17 protein-coding genes and 1 tRNA gene are annotated in these 18,493 nt (G+C 64.5%); 2 read left to right on the top strand and 16 right to left on the bottom strand.

Features of this window, described 5'->3' with window-relative positions; all coding sequences use genetic code 11:
* Positions 1-100 precede the first annotated feature (100 nt).
* Positions 101-637: a GspH/FimT family protein gene (locus EZ304_RS16750; protein ID WP_260678125.1), complete on the top strand. Its 537-nt coding sequence runs from the start codon at positions 101-103 to the stop codon at positions 635-637.
* Between the two features lie 48 nt (positions 638-685).
* Here EZ304_RS16750 and EZ304_RS16745 read toward each other — a convergent pair.
* The 13 genes from EZ304_RS16745 to grxD form a co-directional block, all read right to left on the bottom strand.
* Positions 686-762 (bottom strand) — tRNA-Asn (locus tag EZ304_RS16745).
* Between the two features lie 47 nt (positions 763-809).
* Entirely contained in the window at positions 810-1,235 is a 426-nt protein-coding gene (locus tag EZ304_RS16740; protein ID WP_099552691.1) for a type IV pilin protein, read from the bottom strand.
* Between the two features lie 13 nt (positions 1,236-1,248).
* A complete protein-coding gene (locus tag EZ304_RS16735) occupies positions 1,249-5,037 on the bottom strand; it encodes a pilus assembly protein (RefSeq protein ID WP_099552692.1) in 3,789 nt (1,262 codons plus the stop codon).
* Between the two features lie 11 nt (positions 5,038-5,048).
* A complete protein-coding gene (locus tag EZ304_RS16730; protein WP_099552693.1) occupies positions 5,049-5,570 on the bottom strand; it encodes a pilus assembly PilX family protein in 522 nt (173 codons plus the stop codon).
* 3 nt (positions 5,571-5,573) lie between these two features.
* The gene (locus EZ304_RS16725; RefSeq protein ID WP_142807652.1) at positions 5,574-6,743 is read right to left on the bottom strand and encodes a PilW family protein; all 1,170 of its coding nucleotides are present in this window, start codon (positions 6,741-6,743) and stop codon (positions 5,574-5,576) included.
* On the bottom strand, positions 6,740-7,240 hold the full coding sequence (pilV, locus tag EZ304_RS16720) for a type IV pilus modification protein PilV (RefSeq protein WP_142807651.1): 501 nt from the start codon (positions 7,238-7,240) through the stop codon (positions 6,740-6,742). Before pilV ends, EZ304_RS16725 begins: the two co-directional genes overlap by 4 nt.
* Positions 7,237-7,752 (bottom strand): GspH/FimT family pseudopilin, encoded by a 516-nt coding sequence (locus EZ304_RS16715; RefSeq protein WP_099552696.1) that lies wholly within the window; start codon positions 7,750-7,752, stop codon positions 7,237-7,239. The genes pilV and EZ304_RS16715 overlap by 4 nt, the downstream gene beginning before the upstream one ends.
* Positions 7,753-7,913: 161 nt before the next feature.
* Complete coding sequence (ppnN, locus tag EZ304_RS16710) at positions 7,914-9,302, bottom strand: nucleotide 5'-monophosphate nucleosidase PpnN (protein WP_099552697.1); 1,389 nt, start codon at positions 9,300-9,302, stop codon at positions 7,914-7,916.
* A gap of 288 nt (positions 9,303-9,590) precedes the next feature.
* A complete protein-coding gene (locus EZ304_RS16705) occupies positions 9,591-10,019 on the bottom strand; it encodes a hypothetical protein (RefSeq protein ID WP_142807650.1) in 429 nt (142 codons plus the stop codon).
* Positions 10,020-10,100: 81 nt separating this feature from the next.
* Entirely contained in the window at positions 10,101-10,850 is a 750-nt protein-coding gene (locus tag EZ304_RS16700; protein ID WP_142807649.1) for a Fic family protein, read from the bottom strand.
* Positions 10,851-10,965: 115 nt separating this feature from the next.
* Positions 10,966-14,211 carry a TonB-dependent receptor gene (locus EZ304_RS16695; RefSeq protein ID WP_142807648.1) on the bottom strand — a complete coding sequence of 1,082 codons (3,246 nt, stop codon included), beginning with the start codon at positions 14,209-14,211 and terminating at the stop codon, positions 10,966-10,968.
* A gap of 232 nt (positions 14,212-14,443) precedes the next feature.
* Complete coding sequence (locus EZ304_RS16690) at positions 14,444-15,220, bottom strand: SDR family NAD(P)-dependent oxidoreductase (protein WP_142807647.1); 777 nt, start codon at positions 15,218-15,220, stop codon at positions 14,444-14,446.
* Positions 15,217-15,537 carry a Grx4 family monothiol glutaredoxin gene (gene grxD / locus EZ304_RS16685; protein ID WP_005408852.1) on the bottom strand — a complete coding sequence of 107 codons (321 nt, stop codon included), beginning with the start codon at positions 15,535-15,537 and terminating at the stop codon, positions 15,217-15,219. Before grxD ends, EZ304_RS16690 begins: the two co-directional genes overlap by 4 nt.
* A gap of 121 nt (positions 15,538-15,658) precedes the next feature.
* On the opposite strand from grxD, the gene EZ304_RS16680 reads away from it, so the two are divergent.
* Positions 15,659-16,237, top strand: a complete 579-nt coding sequence (locus EZ304_RS16680; protein WP_099552721.1) for a superoxide dismutase — start codon at positions 15,659-15,661, stop codon at positions 16,235-16,237.
* A 114-nt stretch (positions 16,238-16,351) separates the two neighbouring features.
* Here the strand turns inward: EZ304_RS16680 and EZ304_RS16675 are convergent, their stop codons facing one another.
* The 3 genes from EZ304_RS16675 to purE form a co-directional block, all read right to left on the bottom strand.
* On the bottom strand, positions 16,352-16,693 hold the full coding sequence (locus EZ304_RS16675; protein WP_019659022.1) for a carboxymuconolactone decarboxylase family protein: 342 nt from the start codon (positions 16,691-16,693) through the stop codon (positions 16,352-16,354).
* 112 nt (positions 16,694-16,805) lie between these two features.
* Positions 16,806-17,954 carry a 5-(carboxyamino)imidazole ribonucleotide synthase gene (locus EZ304_RS16670; protein WP_142807646.1) on the bottom strand — a complete coding sequence of 383 codons (1,149 nt, stop codon included), beginning with the start codon at positions 17,952-17,954 and terminating at the stop codon, positions 16,806-16,808.
* Complete coding sequence (gene purE, locus EZ304_RS16665) at positions 17,951-18,454, bottom strand: 5-(carboxyamino)imidazole ribonucleotide mutase (protein WP_005412808.1); 504 nt, start codon at positions 18,452-18,454, stop codon at positions 17,951-17,953. Before purE ends, EZ304_RS16670 begins: the two co-directional genes overlap by 4 nt.
* Between the last annotated feature and the right edge of the window lie 39 nt (positions 18,455-18,493).

Here is an 18,493-nt window from a genome sequence, read left to right as displayed (position 1 = left end):
ATACGGGGCAAGGGGTGACGGCCGGCTGAGGGGTTTCCGGGCAGGCCGGCGCGGCGGTGCCTGATGGCGGCGCTGCCGCCGGGGCGCGAGGCTTGAAGCCATGCACCGCATCCCCCGTCCCGATCGTTCGGCGCCACGCGGCATGCATCTGGTCGAGATGCTGGTGGTGATCGCCGTCCTTGCCGTTCTGGTGGCCGCGGGTTGGCCCGCCCTGCATCCGCTGCTGTTGCGGCATCGCGCCGACGCCCTGCAGCTAGCCCTGCATGCCAGTCTTTCCAGCGCCCGAAGCGAGGCCCTGAAGCGCCGCGAACTGATCGGGCTGTGCGCCAGCGACGACGGTGAGCAGTGCTCCCGCGACTGGAGCGCCGGGTGGATCATCTATCGCAGCGGCAGGCACCGTGGGACACCGGCATCCGCCGAGGACATCCTGACCCACCACCAGGGCCGGACCGACATCGCGATCGTCGCCCAGGCCAGCAGTGGACGGCCGTTGCTCTTCTTCCAGCCTGATGGCCGCAGTCCCGGCGCCAATCTGACACTACGCATCTGCGCAGGAAACCGGCTGCATGGCAGGTTGGTCATCAACAACGGCGGCCGCATCCGCAGCGAGCGTGTCGACCGCACCCTCCCCTGCTGACAGACCAAAAAGACAAAAGCCGCGATTTCTCGCGGCTTCTGCAGTATCTGGCGCCCGAAGTTGGACTCGAACCAACGACCCCCTGATTAACAGTCAAGTGCTCTAACCGGCTGAGCTATTCGGGCGGGGAGGCGCATTGTACTGGGCGTTCAGAGGAAGATCAACACCTGATTTACCAGCAATCGGAAACCGTGCCGCTGGCCGTTTTGCGGTTGGCCTGGTCCACGCTCAGCGTCCCGCAGCTGTCCTTGGTCTGGTTGCCCTGGGGTGTCGCCGTCAGCGTGAACGAGGACGCCTTGCCATCGAACGTGACTGCGTAGCGTGTGGTCCCGCCCTCGCGCGGCGACACCTTGCTGGGCAGCGCGAAGCCCGAGTAGGTGTTGTTCACCGAGTAGTAGCGCTCAGCGCGCTGCGCGTACTCCACCAGGTCCGCCTTGGCCACGCCCCGGTGTGACTGGCGGATGTACTGCTGGTAAGACGGAACGACAATCGCGGCCAGGATGCCGAGCACGATCACTACGATCATCAATTCGATGAGGGAGAAACCGTGCTGCTTGCCGGGACGACGCAGGGTGCGGGAAAGAGTGTTCAGGCTCATGGGAATGTCTTCGTTACTGGATCTGGCGCCAGGATTGGCGACCGCAGGGATAAGGTACGTACATCGTCGGAGCACCCGCCACGTTGACCGCCATCCAGCAGGCGCGTCCGCCTCGATCGGCACCCTTTGCCAGGCGCGGCATCACCGAGACATTGACGTCCTTCACCGGTGCCGTGCCGCCGGTATCGAGACTGACGCCGGCCGTGCCCGCTCCATAGGGCGTGCCGGTAATGGACCCGACCCGTGCCTGCTCCAGCGATGCAACACCCGAGATCGGATTGAGGCCAAACAGCCAGTTGCTTCCCTCGGTCGAACAGCCACGGCCACCCGCGGTGGGCATGTAGGTCGGCATGAACACCGTTCCCGACGCCACTGCAGGATTACCAACAAAACGTTCACCTGCGCCGGGCAATGCAATGCTCCACCCGCGCGCCGCCCCGGAGAAGGGGGTGGCCGTGACCGTGCGCAACTTGTTGGTGGTGGTCACCGTATAGGCCAGCAGATTGGCGGGCACGATCGTTGCCTCCGGCTGGTCCTTGCTGGTGTCGTTGACACCGTACAGCGACTGCGCGGTGAGATCCTGCGGGTCATTGTCGAAGGAGAAGCTGCCGGTACCCAGCACCAGCATCACGCCACCACCGGGTCCGGTCACTGCGGTCATGCCACCGGTAATCGGCTGGCGGTACACCTGGTTGTTGTTGTTGGTCTGGCGCGCCGTGGTGAACACCGGCGTGGTGACCGAGGTCGCCGTGCTTTCCAGATCGAACTTCCACAGCGCGCCGCGCTGGTCGGCCGCATAGATCGTGTCCGCGAGGCCGTCGCGGCCACGTACACGCCCCGTACCACCGGCGCTGTCGGCGCGCCAACGGTCGACGGCCACGATGTTGCCCAGGCCGTTGTCACCGGCAGGTGCGGTTGCCGCGGCCTCGGTAGCAGTGATCATCCGCACCGCGCCCGATCCCAGGTCGACCACGAACAGCACGGCCTTGCGGCTGAGGCTGTTGTAACCGTTGCCGAAGATCGCTTTCCACGCCACCCCGGTCCCTTCCTTCACCGGCACGATCACCGGCTTGCCAAGGACATGACCGATATTCGCCTTCACGGTGCTATCGAGCCCCGGCGCCACGTCACTGATTTCCCACAGGCGGTTACCGGTGCCGAAGCTGGACGGCGTGGTTACATCCAGCGCGAACACCGAGCGCCCACCGGCGCCCGCCGTACCCACCAGCGCCGTGGCCCAGTTGCCACCGATCTGTGCGTCCGCCACCGCGATCGGTCCATCCACGTAGTAGCGATGACGGAAGCGCTGGTCGGACTTGTTGGCCGCCACGTAGGGGTACAGAAGGTTGGCCATGTGGCCCAGCGCCGTGCCAGGAACGTAGGCGAAGGTCTCGCTGCCACCGGCACTGTCACTTACGCCGTTGCCGTTCATGCCACCGTCGAAGGCATGCAGCATGCCGTCGTTGGCACCGACATAGACCATGTAGCGGCCATTGTTGCGCTTGCGGGTCAGATACGTGGCATACGAGGTCGCCATCGCGGTGCTGATGCGCTGGTAGCCATAGTCGTCGCGGGGCGAACTGATCACCGGACTGGAATTGACGATGTCGCCCAGCACGGTGGTACGGGTGCGATAGATGCCCCCCGAGTTGCGTACTTCGCGTGATGCGTCGCCGCGCAGATAAGCCATGGCCGTGGCGATGTCGCCGCCCAGCTTTTCAGCCTCGGTCGCGGAACAGCGCGCAATGCCCGGATACTGCTTCTCGTCCTTGTTGCAGAGGTCGGTGAAGGCGATGTTGGTGCTGCTGAAGTCAACCGCAGCATTGCCCTTGGTGGCGACGATGGTGCGCGAACGCTGCGCCCCCAGCTTCTCGGCCGCTTCCCATACCTGCGTGTACTCGGTCTGCTGCGTCTTGTCGTTGACCGCGAGCTTGGATGCCTTCAGGCGGCTGAACCAATCGGTTTCCTCGTTGGCCACTTCGAACTGGGGCGTGACCGCCAGCGATCCGGTACCGATACGCGCGCCGGTCAGGCCCTGGCTGCCCGAAGGCGCTGGCCCGGAGGTGACCGACGACAGCACCCGGCGCATGGCCGTGGTGATGTCTGCCGGAGTACGCGCGTTGATGTACTCACCGCGGGTATTGGTCGCGGCATGCCAGATGTCATCCACGGTACTGGGATTGTCGTTCTGGCGACTCGGCCAGTTGCTGTAGACCGCCGAATCGGTATACGGGTTCTGCTGCCTGTTCGGGTCGAACAGATTGCCACGCGCACCCAGCGTGATCCCGTAGAAGTTGATATGCAGGTCCTTGTTGCAGTCCAGCGACTTGTCGGTACTGGTCGCACATTGCTCCGGTACCGGCACCTGTCCCCGGGGCATCCGATCATCGGTTCGCAACGGGTTCACGTAGTAGTACGCGGCAATATCACCCATGGTGTTGGAATTGCCATCCGAGAAGGGAGTCCCCATGTCTCCGTCCACGTTGCCCGGGGCAGGCGCCAGGGATGACGAAAGGTTGTTGCCATTGTTGCTGTAGCCGTCGGTGAACAGCATCACCGCATTCTTCTGGCAGGACAGCTTGATGGGGGCATTGTCATCGGTCCGCATGAACTGCAGGCCCGCGGCGTTGACGGCATGTCGATTCGGCGTACCACCACTGGCCGTCAGCGCGATCATGCTGGTGTAGAGCGCGGACTTCTGCCCGATCACGCTCATGTCCCGGATCGCAAGCCGTTTGTTGGAGTCCGTCGAGCTGTTGTAATCCTGGAAATCGTTGATCCGGAAGTAGCCGACATACATGTCATTGACATTCAATGCACGCGTCATGCCGGCGATCATCGCCCGGTTGCGGTTACCGTAGTACGAGTACCAGTTGGCGAAGTTCTGCAATGCGGCAGCATCACCGGTGCCGATGACGTACTTCCACATGTCACATCCCGAACCGCAGGCGCCGGTGACCTTGGTTCGCTGGATACCTGCATACGCATTGGCAGTGCCCGGCAACTGCGGATAGGCGTCGCCCTCACTTGTGTATGGCATGTAGAACGTAGCGGGCACATAACGCAGCGACGCATAGCCCGCCGAGTTCCAGATCGCGCCTCTCGTATTGGCGTTCTCGCTGCCAAAACCACCATTGGCCCTGCTTGCAGTCCTGTAGGTCTGCCCGGCCGGTACCGTCATCCCTTCCTGCATCCTCTGGACGTCCCAGGACGAGGTACCCAGATAGCTGCTGGCGATCGCCAGTGTATCCGTCTCACGAGGATCGATGAGGGTGGCCGACGTACTCGCCACTGGATACGACTGCACTTCTTCGTTCACGATCCGCAGCCAGGGCTCGTACTTGATGGCAGGGTCGTAGTAGGTCGGGTTGTAGGCCGCCGATCGGGCAAACCCGAAGACATCCAGCGCCGGGATGCCGTTGTAGCTGTTGATCCGTGCACCGGGCAGCACATAGAAGTAACTGCACTCACCAGTCTGGATGGCATTTCCCCACCGGTCATAGGTTACGGGCACGTCTTCAGGCGTATTGAGCACCCCGGCCGATCGGAAGAAACTCCTTCTTCCGTAGTGCCAGCACGCCGTACCATCCTGCCCCGGGAACTGGGTCTGGAAGGTCATCGAACCCGAATCATCCACCGCCATGATGAACGACGGCGGCGCGGAGACCTTCAGGTTCATCGGGTGCTGTGACAACGTTCCCTGCGCCTGCGCGGCGAACAGGTTCATCGCAAGCCAGGTACCACCCGCCACCGCCAGCAGCAGCCCGGAGCCGGCCAGGATCTTGATCTTTCGGGTCGCCATGACCGGATTCCTCAAAGCTTGAAAACAGTGTCGACAGCCGCCGAGGAGGTACCCTCGTTGCTGGTGGCGGCATCGCGATCGGAGCCGAACGCGGTGATCTGGTAGACGCGGGTGGGCTCTTCGCTTTCCGGCGTGCCCATGCCCAGCGTCGATTCGCCCTGGATGCAGGCGTCGATGCGGCGCACGCTGACCACCGGCGCCGCCGACAGCTTCTGCTCACCCACCCAGCGGGTGGGATCGAAGCCGTCGTCGCAGATGCGCTTGATGGCGTCAGCCTTCAACGCGCCGCCATCGCCGGTATTGTTGTCAATCTCCTCGATCGACCGCTCGGCATCACGTACCGCTCGTTCGCTGGCCTGGAACGCCACGTTGGCGGCCCGGTAGTTGGAGGACATGCGCTCCTGCATGCTGGCCACCTGCATGCCGACCACGCCGATCAGCGACAGCAGGATCAACAGCATCAGGGCCACGTACAGCACCGCGCCGCGCTGCTGCGCGCGCCCCTGGAATCGACGGGAGACGGAGGGCTTCATGGGTCAGTTCCCGAACAGTCGGTTGCGCAGCGCCACGGACACCTCGTAGGAGGCACGGTAGCGATCGTCGTAGGTCGTGGGCGGATTGAAGCCAACGCCAAGCACACCCAGCTGGGCCACCGCCGTATTGGCCTGCTCCGCAGCGGCCCGCTGCGGGCTGCGCACCAGCAGCCCGAACTGCACCATGCCAACCCGCCGCCACGCAGCGACAGCGGCGGCATCGGTACCGGTGCTGACCCCGCTGGCAGTCTTCTGGAAGGCGATTACCCCGGTCGGCGGCGCGGCGCTGCTGATCGCCGTCTCGGTATCCTGGCCATAGAGGAACTGCAGGCTCTCGATGCCTTCCACCAGCTCCTCACCGGTGGCGAAGGTGTTGTCGCCAGCGCCACGCGCGCGGTACAGCGCGGGCTCGCCGGCGGTATTGGTGGCCACGTAGTACGCCATCGATTCCACCCGATAGACCATGGTCACCGCGTTGTTGGCCGAATACGCCGAGAGATCGGCTTTGCTGGCCGTGATCGTGCTGCCGGCGATTTTTCCGGCGAACACGTCCACCTTGCTGCAATCGGCCACGGCAAACGCCGAGGGCGTGGTGACGGCACCGGCCGACAGGCGGGCCGCCGCGTCACTGGCGATCGTGATGTCCGGCGAAGTACCGGAACCGATGGACAGCACCGGCGAGCCTTCCGGCGCCAGGTAGCGCATCACGATGATGTCACTGCCACCAAGCGGTTTGGGCTTCAGATTGGTGATCGCCGACGGCGTGCTGCCGGCCGCCCCCCAGCTCGCGCCGAGGGTCAGCTTGTTGCCAGGCGCGGTACCCTGCGCCTCGTAACCCTGGATCGGCACCGAGAAGTCCATCGGGCTGCCATCACCCGACTTCACGCCGGCAATGTTGACCTTGACACTGTCCTGGGCACGCACCAGATGCGCCTGGTCGTTCACGCAGCCCATGTGCCCGGCCATCCGGATGTCGCGCTCGAGGAACTCCAGTGCGAATCGAGCGTTTTCCTGGGTGCGCGCGACACCTTCGGACAGCTGCGAGGCCGCCCGCGAAGCCATGAAGATCTGGGTCACGCCCAGCATCAGCACCAGGCCGATGACCAGCGAGATCAGCAGTTCAACCAGCGAGAGGCCAGCCGCATGGCTGGCAGCGGAAGGCGCGCGCTTCATAGACGGGTAACCAGGGTGAACGTGGTGATGCTGTCGGGATTGGCTGCGTTCCATCGCTCGTCTCCCCAGCCGATGCCCACCGTGACCAGACCATCGTTGACGGTCACGTTGGCGCTGGCCTTGCCTCCCAGCACCTTGACGACCTGGCATTGCCAGCGCGCCACGTTCGCCTTGGAGGCTGTGACGTTGGCACTGTTGGGCCAGGTGCAGGGGCCGGCAGGTGCGGTGACCGAGCCGGCGGTGAACGAGGCCTTGGTGTATTCGCCACCGTTGAGGGTTTCGCTGCGCTGCACGCGCATCAGCTCGATCAGGTCGTAGGCCAGGCTGGTGGCCTGGGTGCGCTGGCTGGCGCTCTGCACGAACCGCACGTTCATGGTCTGCAGCAGCGCAAAGCCAAGCAGGCCGAACGCCAGCACCAGCAGCGCGATCAGCACCTCGATCAGGCTGAAGCCACGACTGCGGGCAGGCCCGCCCATGCCGGAACGATGACGTTTCATTTGCAGGTTCCTGCGGTGGAGCGGACCTGGCCCGAGAACAGGACGGTCAGGGTCCGCATGGGGTCACCCGCCTTGCAGCCTTGCGGCACCAGGCTCACGATCTGGTCGGCGGACGCGCGGCGGCGCCCCTGGGAATCGAAGGTGATGACGGTTGGGCTGGGAGCCTCGACCGCCAGGCTGCTGCTGCCCTTGGAGAAGCGCAGCACGCTTTCGCTGCCACTGATGGAGCCATCGCCATCGGCATCGCCCCAGGCCAGCATGCCCTTGCTCCACTCGCCGTCGCAGGACGTTCCGTTGCTGCTGCCGCAGACCCCGCCACCGTGGCGGTTGCGGATGGCCTCGCTGCGGGCGAGCGACAGCAGACCGATCACCTCGTTGTTGGTGGTGGTCAGGCGATTGGAGCGCATCGCGGTGCGGAAGCTGGGATAGGAGATGCTGGCCAGAATGACCAGGATGACCAGCGTGATCATCAACTCGACCAGCGTGAAGCCGTTTTGCCGGCGCAAAGACATTGGACGCTCCCCAGCGTGTTGATGGCCACGATGGGCCATCGTCCTGCCACCGGCAAGCGGCGGCAGGATGAACGGTCAATCCGGGGCGACGGGCGTCAACGCCTTGACGACCCGCCCTCCCCTACCTGTCCCGGCGCGATCCCCATCGCGCCGGCGCGGGCTCAGGCCAGCACCTGGTAGCAGGGCTGGTACTCGCCGGAGATCTTCATCCGGCGCTGCTCGACGAAGGCACGCAGCAGCCCGTCCAGGGCCTGCATCATGTCCGGGTCGCCATGGATCTGGAACGGCCCGAACTGCTCGATGCGACGCATGCCGTCTTCCTTCACATTGCCGGCGACGATGCCCGAGAACGCGCGGCGCAGGTCCGCCGCCAGCGCATGCGGCGCACGCCCGTGGTGCAGGTCCAGCGCGGCCATTGCTTCGTGGGTCGGCACGAACGGCTGCTGGTACTCCCACGGAATCTCGATCGACCAGTTGAAGAAGAACGAGTCCTTCTGCGCCAGGCGGTGCTCGCGCACGCGCTTGATGCCATTGGCCATCTTCTTCGCCACCGCAACCGGGTCGCCGATGATGATCTCGTAGCGCTCGGCGGCTTCATCACCCAGGGTCAGGCGGATGAAGCGGTCGATCTGCTCGAAGTACGGCGCCGCCACCGTCGGGCCGGTCAGGATCAGCGGGAACGGCAGGTCCTTGTTTTCCTCGCGCAGCAGGATGCCGAGCAGGTACAGGATTTCCTCGGCGGTACCGACGCCACCGGCGAACACGATGATGCCGTGGCCGATGCGGACGAAGGCCTCAAGGCGCTTCTCGATGTCCGGCATGATCACCAGGTGGTTGACGATCGGGTTCGGCGACTCGGCGGCGATGATGCCCGGCTCGGTCAGGCCGATGTAACGGGTGACCGTCCTGCGCTGCTTGGCATGGGCGATGGTGGCCCCCTTCATCGGGCCCTTCATCGCACCCGGGCCGCAGCCGGTGCAGATGTCCAGACCACGCAGGCCCAGCTCATAGCCCACCTGCTTGGTGTACAGATACTCGTCGCGCGAAATCGAGTGGCCGCCCCAGCAGACCACCAGGTTCGGGTCGCCCGGATTGAGGATGCGCGCATTGCGCAGCAGGCCGAACACGGCATTGGTGATGCCTTCGGACGACTCCAGTTCGGCCGCGTAGGCCGGGCCCATCTCGATGGCCATGTAGGCCAGGTCACGCACCACCGCGAACAGCAGTTCGGCGACGCCGCGGATGATCTCGCCATCGACGAAGGCCATCGCCGGCGCGTTGACCAGGTCGATGCGCACGCCGCGATCCTGCTGCGCCACCTGGATGTCGAAATCGGGATACAGATCGCGCGCCGCGCGCGGATCGTCAGAGGCGCTGCCACTGGTCAGCACGGCCAGCGCACAGCGGCGCAGCAGCTCGTGCATGCCGCCGGCAGACGCATCGCGCAGGCGGGCCACTTCGGCCCGCGACAGCACATCCAGCCCACCGCGCGGGTAGATCCGCGCGTCCTGCACCGGCAGTGCGCGGGCTGATTTTTCGTTCGTGGTCATATCCAATTTTTCGCTTCCTTCAAGGTTTCCGACTGTACTGCCGCCCCCTTAAAAAGCAAAACGGCCGGGAAGCCCGACCGTTGGATGTGTGCTCCCCGCGTTCGCCTTTCCGGGACCGCTTCGGCGGCGTTGGCACCGCGCACATTTCTGGATGCTACGCCGATGCAGAGTGGCCTGCAAGGACTTTCGCCTGAACGGAAAACGGCCGGGTTTCCCCGGCCGCTTACCTCTGCACCATACCCCCCCAAGGGGCTCAGCACATCACCAGTCCAGCCCCTTCCCTTCAGCCTATCGCCTGCAATCGAAGATTGGCACCGGATTGGGATCAAGCGGGACCGCCGAAGAAGGATCCGTGATCTTCCATGACTCATACGCAAGTGCGCCATTGAGTGATGGAATACCGATATAGGCAACGAAGAACTCCCCCCTGTCGGCAGTCTCGTAGTAGCTGATACGACGCTCAAGAGGGAAGGACAGGAATGTCGCGAGCGCCGCCGCATAGCGCTCCTGCACTTGAGCGTCGCAGCTCACCACTCCATGGACGAGGATGAACGAATCACCATTGTTTCCCTGTGTGGAAGTATCCCCGCCACCCGGGTAAGTGGGATTTGGCGGGCAGTAACTGGGGTTGCACCACGGATCCAGAGCACTGACTTTCGCCGATGCAGCCATGCTCATTCCGAAAACAACAGAAGCAACAATAACGCTCAACTTCATTGCAACGTCTCCTTGACTGGGTTATCCGTCCGAACTTCGCTTCCAACGATCAAGCAAACCTGCCCCGCGGGCAGCCTCCCGTTAAGGCCTGGCCAACAACCTGCCGAGCACCACGCCTCGAGCCCACCCATCCAAGCCCCCTTGCGCCCCGCCCAGTCGCTCAAAAGTATCGAGCGCAGCGAAATGGAATTCCTGCACAGCGCCATGGACACCATCGGCAGCCATCTCCATCGCATACACAAAATCCTGCTGCATGAGCTTGATATGGATCGCAAGAAAGGCGAAAAAATCGCAGCGATACTGAATCGAGAATGCGAACGCCATGGCACGCATCAATCTTCCATTCCCATCCTCGAATGGATGAAGAATGTTGATCGCCATCAGAAGCGCGTACAGACGAGTGACTGGCCCCATCCCTGCGACAGCGCCACACACCCGGGATAGATGGGATTCAACGTCTATGTGGGCCGCGACGAAACTGTGGGGAGCATCACTGGCTCCGACCCATATCCGGCGAACCCGGAACCCAGCGCGATCCACAGCACCTGGCGAGAACCGAGCATGAATGCTCAGGAATGAACGCGCATGCAGCGCCGAGATGCTGCATTTGCTCGCAGCTTTCAGATACTCGGCACCCTGACGGCATTGCAGAAAATCTCCATCCGCCGACTGACAGTGCGGGCAGAACCGCATCCGGCAGGAAAGCACTCGGGCCAGCAGCTCCCTGAGCCGTCGGCCTGAATGCTTGTCAGGAGCATCTACGGGCAACGCCAGCTCGCACGAACCCAGCCCGGCAACTGCCGCTTCCGATAGTCCATATCTGACCTTCATCTACACCATCCATGAGGCACAACCTCTTATAGCGAACGCAAAATTACTTGTCTACCGCAAAAAAAACGGCCGGGTTTCCCCGGCCGTTCTACTTACTGCTTCAAGCCCTGACGGATCAGAACTTGTACTTCAGGGTCAGCTGCATCGACCAACGCGACACGGCGGTGTTGCCCTTGTCGTTGTTGTTTTCCTGGATCGAGGAATTGTCGGTACGGCCGGTGAAGTTGTACAGGTACTTGCCGGTAGCCGGGTCGATACCCGAGTAGTTGGCAACGCGACGGGTGGCGTAGAAGCCGTAGTCGTCGATCAGGCCCCACTTCTTGTTCAGCAGGTTGCCGACATTCATGATGTCCAGGGCGACTTCACCCTTGTGACCCTTCACGAAGCCCGGGAACTCCTGGCTGATACGGACGTCGAAGCTGTTGACCCACTTGGCGCGGTGCGAGTTGGCCGGGACCACGCTGCCACGGTAGGCCTCGAGCTCCGGATTCTGCGCCAGCCATTCGAAGAACTTCTTCTCCATGTCGGCACCGCCGGTGAAGATCACGTCACCCGGGCCCTTCGGCACGTAGAACAGGTCGTTGGTACCGGCACCGTCGCCATTCACGTCGTTGTAGTAGACGTAGCTGTACGGACGGCCCGAACGGCCTTCATAGAACAGGCCAACGCGGGTGGCATTGTCACCGAAGAAGTTGTGCTTCCACTCCAGGGTGCCGGTGATGCGGTCCTTGATCGCGTAGCGCGAGTTGTACGCAACGTTGTCGTTGGCGTTCAGGCTCAGCGTGTTGTTCCAGTTCGAGGTGTTCTGCGAGCTGGACAGCGGGCTCACTTCCTTGGACTGGGTGTAGGTGTAACCCAGCGACCAGCCCCAGTTCTCGGTCAGCGGCTTGGCCAGCGAGAAGGTAGCCTGCGAACCACGACCCTTGTCGGTGTTGCGCAGCAGGATCACGTCGCCGATGTCACCCGGACGGTTGACGCGGTCACCCGGGCAGGTCAGATCGGTCGCCGAGCAGGCGCGACCATTCTTCTGGCCAGCCTGCATGCCGTTCGGGCCGGCATTGGCACCGTTCATGCCGTAGTCGTTCCAGTACAGCGCGCGACCATCCTGACCGACCGAACGCTTGGCATTCGGGGACATCACGTCCAGGCGGTCGAAGTACAGACCATCCTTGACCTTGGTGAACAGCACTTCAGCCGACGCCACGATGCCGTACCACGGCAGCTCATGGTCGAACGCCAGGTTGGCCTTCCACACCGACGGCAGGCGGGTGCCCGGAGCGATCAGGTCGACGTTCTGGCGGGCCGAGGCCAGCGACGGGTTCGGGATGTACGGGTTGTCAGCGTCGAAGCTGAAGCCACCCGGGTTGCGGGTCAGGTTGTACTCGGAGTAGTTCAGGCCGGTGTTCTGGTAGGCACCTGCCAGCCACACGTTCGGAGCAGCGCCGCCGAACAGGCCAACGCCACCGCGCAGCTGGGTCGGACGATCGGTGTCGAAGGTGTAGTTGAAGCCGACGCGCGGCTGGAACAGCTTCTTGTCGACCAGCTGGGTGTTGTTGAAGCCGTACAGCTGTTCGATGCGCGGGTTGTACAGGCGCTGGGTGCTGAAGTCCGGCATGTCGATACGGATACCGAACATCAGGCTCAGGTTGTAGTTGATCGCCCAGGTGTCCTGGATGAACAGGCCGGTGTTCTTCAGGTGGAACTTGGCCGGAATGTCGTCAACACTGCCGCCGGCGCGCGGCACGCGCACCTGGTAGGCCGACGGGGTACCGGCTTCAAACGCAGCCAGGTCGGCGAACTCGTACGCGCCGTACAGGTTGCGGCCGTAGAAGTTCATCAGGTCGTTGTCGGTATAGTCGAAACCGAACTTGACGGTGTGGTCACCGATGTACCAGGTACCGGCACCGAAGGCGCTCAGTTCCTTCGACTCGACGATGTTGGTGTGGGTGTTCTGCTCGGTACCCAGGTACAGCGAGTTGTTGCCGAAGCGCACGCGGATCTGCGGCAGGTGCGAGGCAGCAACGCGGTTGGACGAGTAGTCCTTGTGCGAAACCTTGAACTCGGTCGAGAAGTTCTCGGACCAGTCACTGAACAGTTCACCCATCCAGGTTTCGTACTGGGTCGGCTGGGTGTACCAGAAGTCGCTCAGCGAGATGGCGCTGTTGTTGACCTGCGGGAAGCGGACGACGTCCTGCTTCATCTTGTTGTAGCGCAGGGCCGCGCGGTGGTTCTCGTTGATGTTCCAGTCGAGCTTGATCGCGTATTCTTCGATCGAGGTCTTGTTGTCCAGCGCACCGATGCCGCCAACCGGGTAGCCCAGATCGGACATGCGCTTCTGCACGCGGGCGATGTCGGCGTCGCTGATGCCGTTCGGCTTGTTGTACGGGGTTTCGCCGAGGCTCACGCCGCCGCCGCTACGCTCGTACTTTTCATAGTTGGTGAAGAAGAACAGCTTGTCCTTGACGATCGGGCCGCCCAGGGTCATGCCGTAGGTCTTCTCGTCCTTGAAGCCGTTGAAGTCCGTCGTGTCACCTTCCAGGCGCGTGCGGATCATGTCCTTGTCGCGGTACGAGCCGTACACGGTGCCGTGGAACTCGTTGGTACCCGACTTGGTCACGGCGTTGATCACCGCACCGGTACCACCGGCGATGGTGGTGTCGTAGTTGGCCAGGTCGATGTTGATTTCCTGGATGGCGTCCATCGACACCGGCTGACGCTCGGTCGGCAGGTTGTTGGAGCCCAGGCCGAACGGATCGGAGGCGCTGATACCGTCGATGCGGATGGCGTTGTAGCGGGTGTTCTGGCCACCGGCCGAGATCGCGCCGTCAGCCTTGCTGACCTGCGAGATGCGCGGGTCCAGGCGGATGTAGTCCTGGATGTTGCGGTTGGCCGACGGCAGCGCGTCCATCGTTTCGCGGGTCACGTTGCTGCCGGTGCCCATCTTGTTGGCGCTGAACAGGTCCAGGCCGCCCGCGGTGGCGACAACGTTCACCGCGTCCAGGTTGGTCGCAGCCAGGTCACCGCCGAGGCTGGCGTTGACGGTGTTGACCTGGTTCAGGTTCAGGAAGACACCTTCTTCGGTCTTGGTGCCTTCACCGGACTTGGTGATGGTGATGGTGTACGGACCACCCACGCGCAGACCGCGCGCGTTGTATCGACCCGACGCATCGGTGGTGGCACGCGAAACGGTGCCCGACTCGGTGTGGGTGATGGTGACTTCAGCGCCGGCGACAGGCTGGCCTGCGGCGGACATCACCTGGCCGCCGACACCGGCAGAGGTGCTCTGGGCGAAGGCGGGAGCGGCGGCAAGTGCGGCCACGAGACCAAGGGTAAGCTTGGACATCCGGAGTGGGTGGGTCATTTTTCGGTAGCCTCGATGCGAGTTGGCGATGGCGGAAAAAAAGCGCATCCAAACAGCCCTGCGGGTGGCTGGTCGGAGATTTATCTGGGGTTCCCTACCGCTTGGCTGAAGGCAGCCATAACGGTTAACACTAGATTAACACGCTACGCCATCAATGTGACGGTTGTGCGACAAACGGCACCGGATCGCAACGCAATCGTGACGGGTTCTTCACTCCATCTTTCCCCGGGGCTCACTCGCCGGGAATTGCCCCGCTGGCATCGAGAATCTGGCCCCGCCAGGCGCTGCCAGCACTGGACAGCAGCGCCACGGCCGCAGCGGCGGCCACCTCCGGGCCCTGCGCGGCCGGGTCCTGGTCGACGGAATAGGCGCGGGCGCGCAGCGCCGTGCGCAGGGGGCCAGGGTACAGGCCGCTGACCCGCACCGGGCTGCGGCCGAGTTCGTCATGCAGGCTGGTGATCAGCCCGCGCAGGCCATGCTGGGCCACACCGTATCCCCCCCAATAGGCCTGCCCCACCCGTTCGGAGGCATCGACCGCAAACACCAGGGCCGCGTCCTCGCGCTGCCGCAGCAGCGGCAGGCAGGCCTGGGCCAGCCACGCCGGGGCAGTGAGGGTGACATGCACCGCACGGGCGAAACTGGCCGGGTCGGCCAGTTCGAACGGAGTCAATCCGGGGAAATGGGCGGCACAGACCAGCACTCCATCCAGGCGCCCCAGCTCGCGCTGCAGGGCCTGGGCCAGTTCGGCATAGTCGTCGGGGCCCGCACCCTCCAGATCCAGCGGATACAGCAGCGGTTCCGGGCCGACGGCCTGGACCTGGGCGTAGACACGGTCCAGGCGGCGCGGCTTGCGGCCCAGCAGGACCACGGTGGCCCCGGCGGCGGCGGCGGCAACGGCCGCCGCACTGCCCAGCCCACCGCCGGCGCCGGCAACCAGCACCACGCGATCCTGCAACGGGCGGCCATCGAGCGCCCCGTTGGTCGGTGACGTCGATGGCCAGGCACTCATCCCTGGGTCGCCTCTTCGACGATGCGCTTGAGTTCGCCGGCTTCAAACAGTTCCAGGACGATGTCGCAGCCGCCGATCAGCTCGCCGTTGATGAACAGCTGCGGGAAGGTCGGCAGGTTGGAGAACCGCGGCAGGTTGGCGCGGATCTCGGGTTCTTCCAGCACGTTGACGGTGCGCAGGGTGACCGCGCCGGCTGCCATCAACGCCTGTACGGCGCGGCTGGAGAAGCCGCACATCGGGTATTGCGGGGTGCCCTTCATGAACAGCACGAGCGGGTAACGATCGACCTCGGCCTGGATTTGCTGCATTACCGCCACAACCTCACTCCTTGCTTCGCCGGACAAACCGACCGCGGTGGTCGGCTAGACTGCCCACGGTAGCCGCCATTGTAAGCGGATGGAACCGGCTGCCGCCGCCCCTCTGGCCACGAACCTGTCCATGCCTGTCGAATTGCCTGCCCTGCCCTACCTTTCCGGCTCCCTGCAGCCGCACCTGTCCGCACAGACCCTGGAACTGCACCACGGCCGCCACCATCGCGCCTATGTGGATGCAGTCAATGCCGGCATCCTCGGCACCGAGTGGGAAGAAGCGTCACTGGAGGAGATCGTCCGCCAGGCCCAGGGAAAGCTGTTCGATGCGGCCGCCCAGGCGTGGAACCACGGTTTCTACTGGCAGTGCCTGCGGCCGCGTGGCGGTGGCGAACCGCAGGGTCGCCTGGGCGAGCTGGTGAAGCGCCAGTTCGGCGACGTGCAGCGCCTGCGCGAGGAATTCAACCGCACCGCGCTGGGCCTGTTCGGCTCGGGCTGGGTGTGGCTGGTGCAGCATCCTGGCGGGCAGCTGGGCATCCAGGCCACCCGCAATGCCGGCACGCCGCTGACGGGTGAAAGCACGCCGCTGCTGTGCTGCGATGTCTGGGAGCACGCCTACTACACCGACTACCAGAATGACCGCGCGCGTTACCTGGACGCGTTCTGGCAGCTGGTCAACTGGGAATTTGCCGAAAGCCAGCTGCGCTGAGGCAGGAACCCGACCGCGGGTAGTGCCGGCCGCTGGCCGGCAACCCCGGCATCGTTGGTACGCCCAGAGGGTTGCCGGCCAGCGGCCGGCACTACCGGAAAGCAGAGCGTGGCTTCACGCGTTCTCGTGTGCGGCCACTGCGTCCATCACCCGTGCCGAGTACACCAGCGCGGCGCCGGCGTTGAGCGACACCGCCACGCCCAGCGCCTCGGCGATTTCCTCGCGGCTGGCACCATGCTTGAGCGCTGCATCCACGTGCACGGTGATGCAGCCGTCGCAGCGGGTGGTCACCGCCACCGCCAGCGCGATCAGCTCCCGGGTCTTCGCATCGAGGTGGTTGGTCTGGGCGCCAGCGTTGGCCAGGGTGGCGTAGCCCTTGACCGTGTCCGGCGAGAGCTTGCCGATCTCACCGATGCGGCCCTTCAGTTCCTTGCGGTAGGCATTCCAGTCGAGCATGGGGGTGACTCCTGAGAAAGGAGCTCCACGCTACCACCGGGAATGTTGCGCCGATGCCTGCACCGGCGCGTCACAGCGTTGCACTGCCGGCCAGCGGCCAGCACTACCGGGCTCAGCGGTTGCGCAGCGCGTGTACCGCCGGCGCCACCTGGGCCTGGCGGTCCAGCTCCAGGCCAACCTGGTCCAGCGCATCGGCCAGTGCAGCGGCATCATCGTTGCGCAGGGTGGCGTGGCCGACCTTGCGGCCTTCGCGCGCTTCCTTGCCGTAGTCGTGCCAGTGACCGCTGGCCTGGGCCAGCACCGGCAACGGGTCGGGCATCTCACCCAGCCAGTTCAGCATGCAGGCATGACCGAGCATGCGGGTGCTGCCCAGCGGCAGGCCCAGCACGGCGCGCAGGTGGTTTTCGAACTGCGAGGTCTCGCTGCCTTCGATGGTCCAGTGGCCGGAGTTGTGCACCCGCGGCGCCATCTCGTTGGCCAGCAGCTCGCCATCGCGGCAGAACAGCTCCAGCGCGAACACGCCGACGTACTGCAGGTGTTCGGCGACACGGCGGGCATAGCCGATCGCGGCCTGCTGCTCGGCATCGGCCAGCACGGCCGGGGCCACGCTGGCCGACAGCACGCCGTCGACATGCCAGTTGCCAGTGACCGGCCAGGCCTCGAAGCTGCCATCGCGGCCACGCACAGCGACCACACTGACCTCGCGCTGGAACGCCACGAAGCCTTCCAGGATCAGGCCGGTACGCTCGACCTGCGCACCCAGTGCATCCCACGCGGCGTCGATGTCGGCCTCGCTGCGCAGGCGGAACTGGCCCTTGCCGTCGTAACCAAGGCGGCGGGTCTTGAGGATGCACGGCAGGCCGAACTCAGCCGCCTTCGCAGCCAGCTCGTCACGGCTGCGGATATCGGCAAAGGCCGGCAGCGGGATGCCCAGCTGCTGGAGCAGGGTCTTCTCGCTCAACCGGTCCTGGGCCACCGCCAGTGCGGCCGGCGGCGGATACACCGGTACGCGGTCGGCCAGGAACTGCGCGCTGTCAGCGGGGACGTTCTCGAAATCGAAGGTGACCACATCGACCTTGGCAGCGAACTCCGCCAGCGCCTGGCGGTCATCGAAGGCACCGACGGTAAGCGGCGCCAGCGGGCCGCTGCAGGCGTCGGCTGCCGGGTCGTACAGTTCGAAGCGCAATCCCAGCGGCGCACCGGCCAGGACCATCATGCGGGCGAGCTGGCCGCCGCCCAGGATGCCGACGGTCAGGCTCATTGGCGCGGATCGTCGTGGGCCATCACGTCTTCGGTCTGGCGCGCACGGAACGCGTCGAGCGCCTGGCCGATCGCCGGCTGGTCGCTGGCCAGCATCGCAGCGGCGAACAGCGCGGCGTTGGACGCGCCGGCATTACCGATGGCGAAGGTGGCGACCGGGATGCCGGCCGGCATCTGCACGATCGACAGCAGCGAATCCATGCCGTTGAGGGCCTTGGACTGCACCGGCACGCCCAGCACCGGCACGGCGGTCTTGGCGGCGATCATGCCCGGAAGGTGCGCGGCCCCGCCGGCACCGGCGATGATGGCGCGCAGGCCACGCGGGCCCGCCTGCTCGGCGTAACTGAACAACACATCCGGCGTCCGATGCGCGGACACCACCTTCACTTCGAACGGAACACCCAGGGCTTCAAGCTTCTGGGCGGCGTGCTGCATGGTTTCCCAGTCGGAACGGGAACCCATGACGATGCCGACAAGCGGCGCGATCGGGTTGGGGGTCATTGGCCGTCACCTGCCTTAAAGACGTATTCTAGCCATCTT

Source organism: Stenotrophomonas maltophilia, from assembly GCF_006974125.1.
GTDB classification, from domain to species: Bacteria; Pseudomonadota; Gammaproteobacteria; order Xanthomonadales; family Xanthomonadaceae; genus Stenotrophomonas; species Stenotrophomonas maltophilia_O.
Note: the sequence above shows the minus strand (reverse complement) of the source record. Positions and strands in the feature narration are given on the sequence as shown.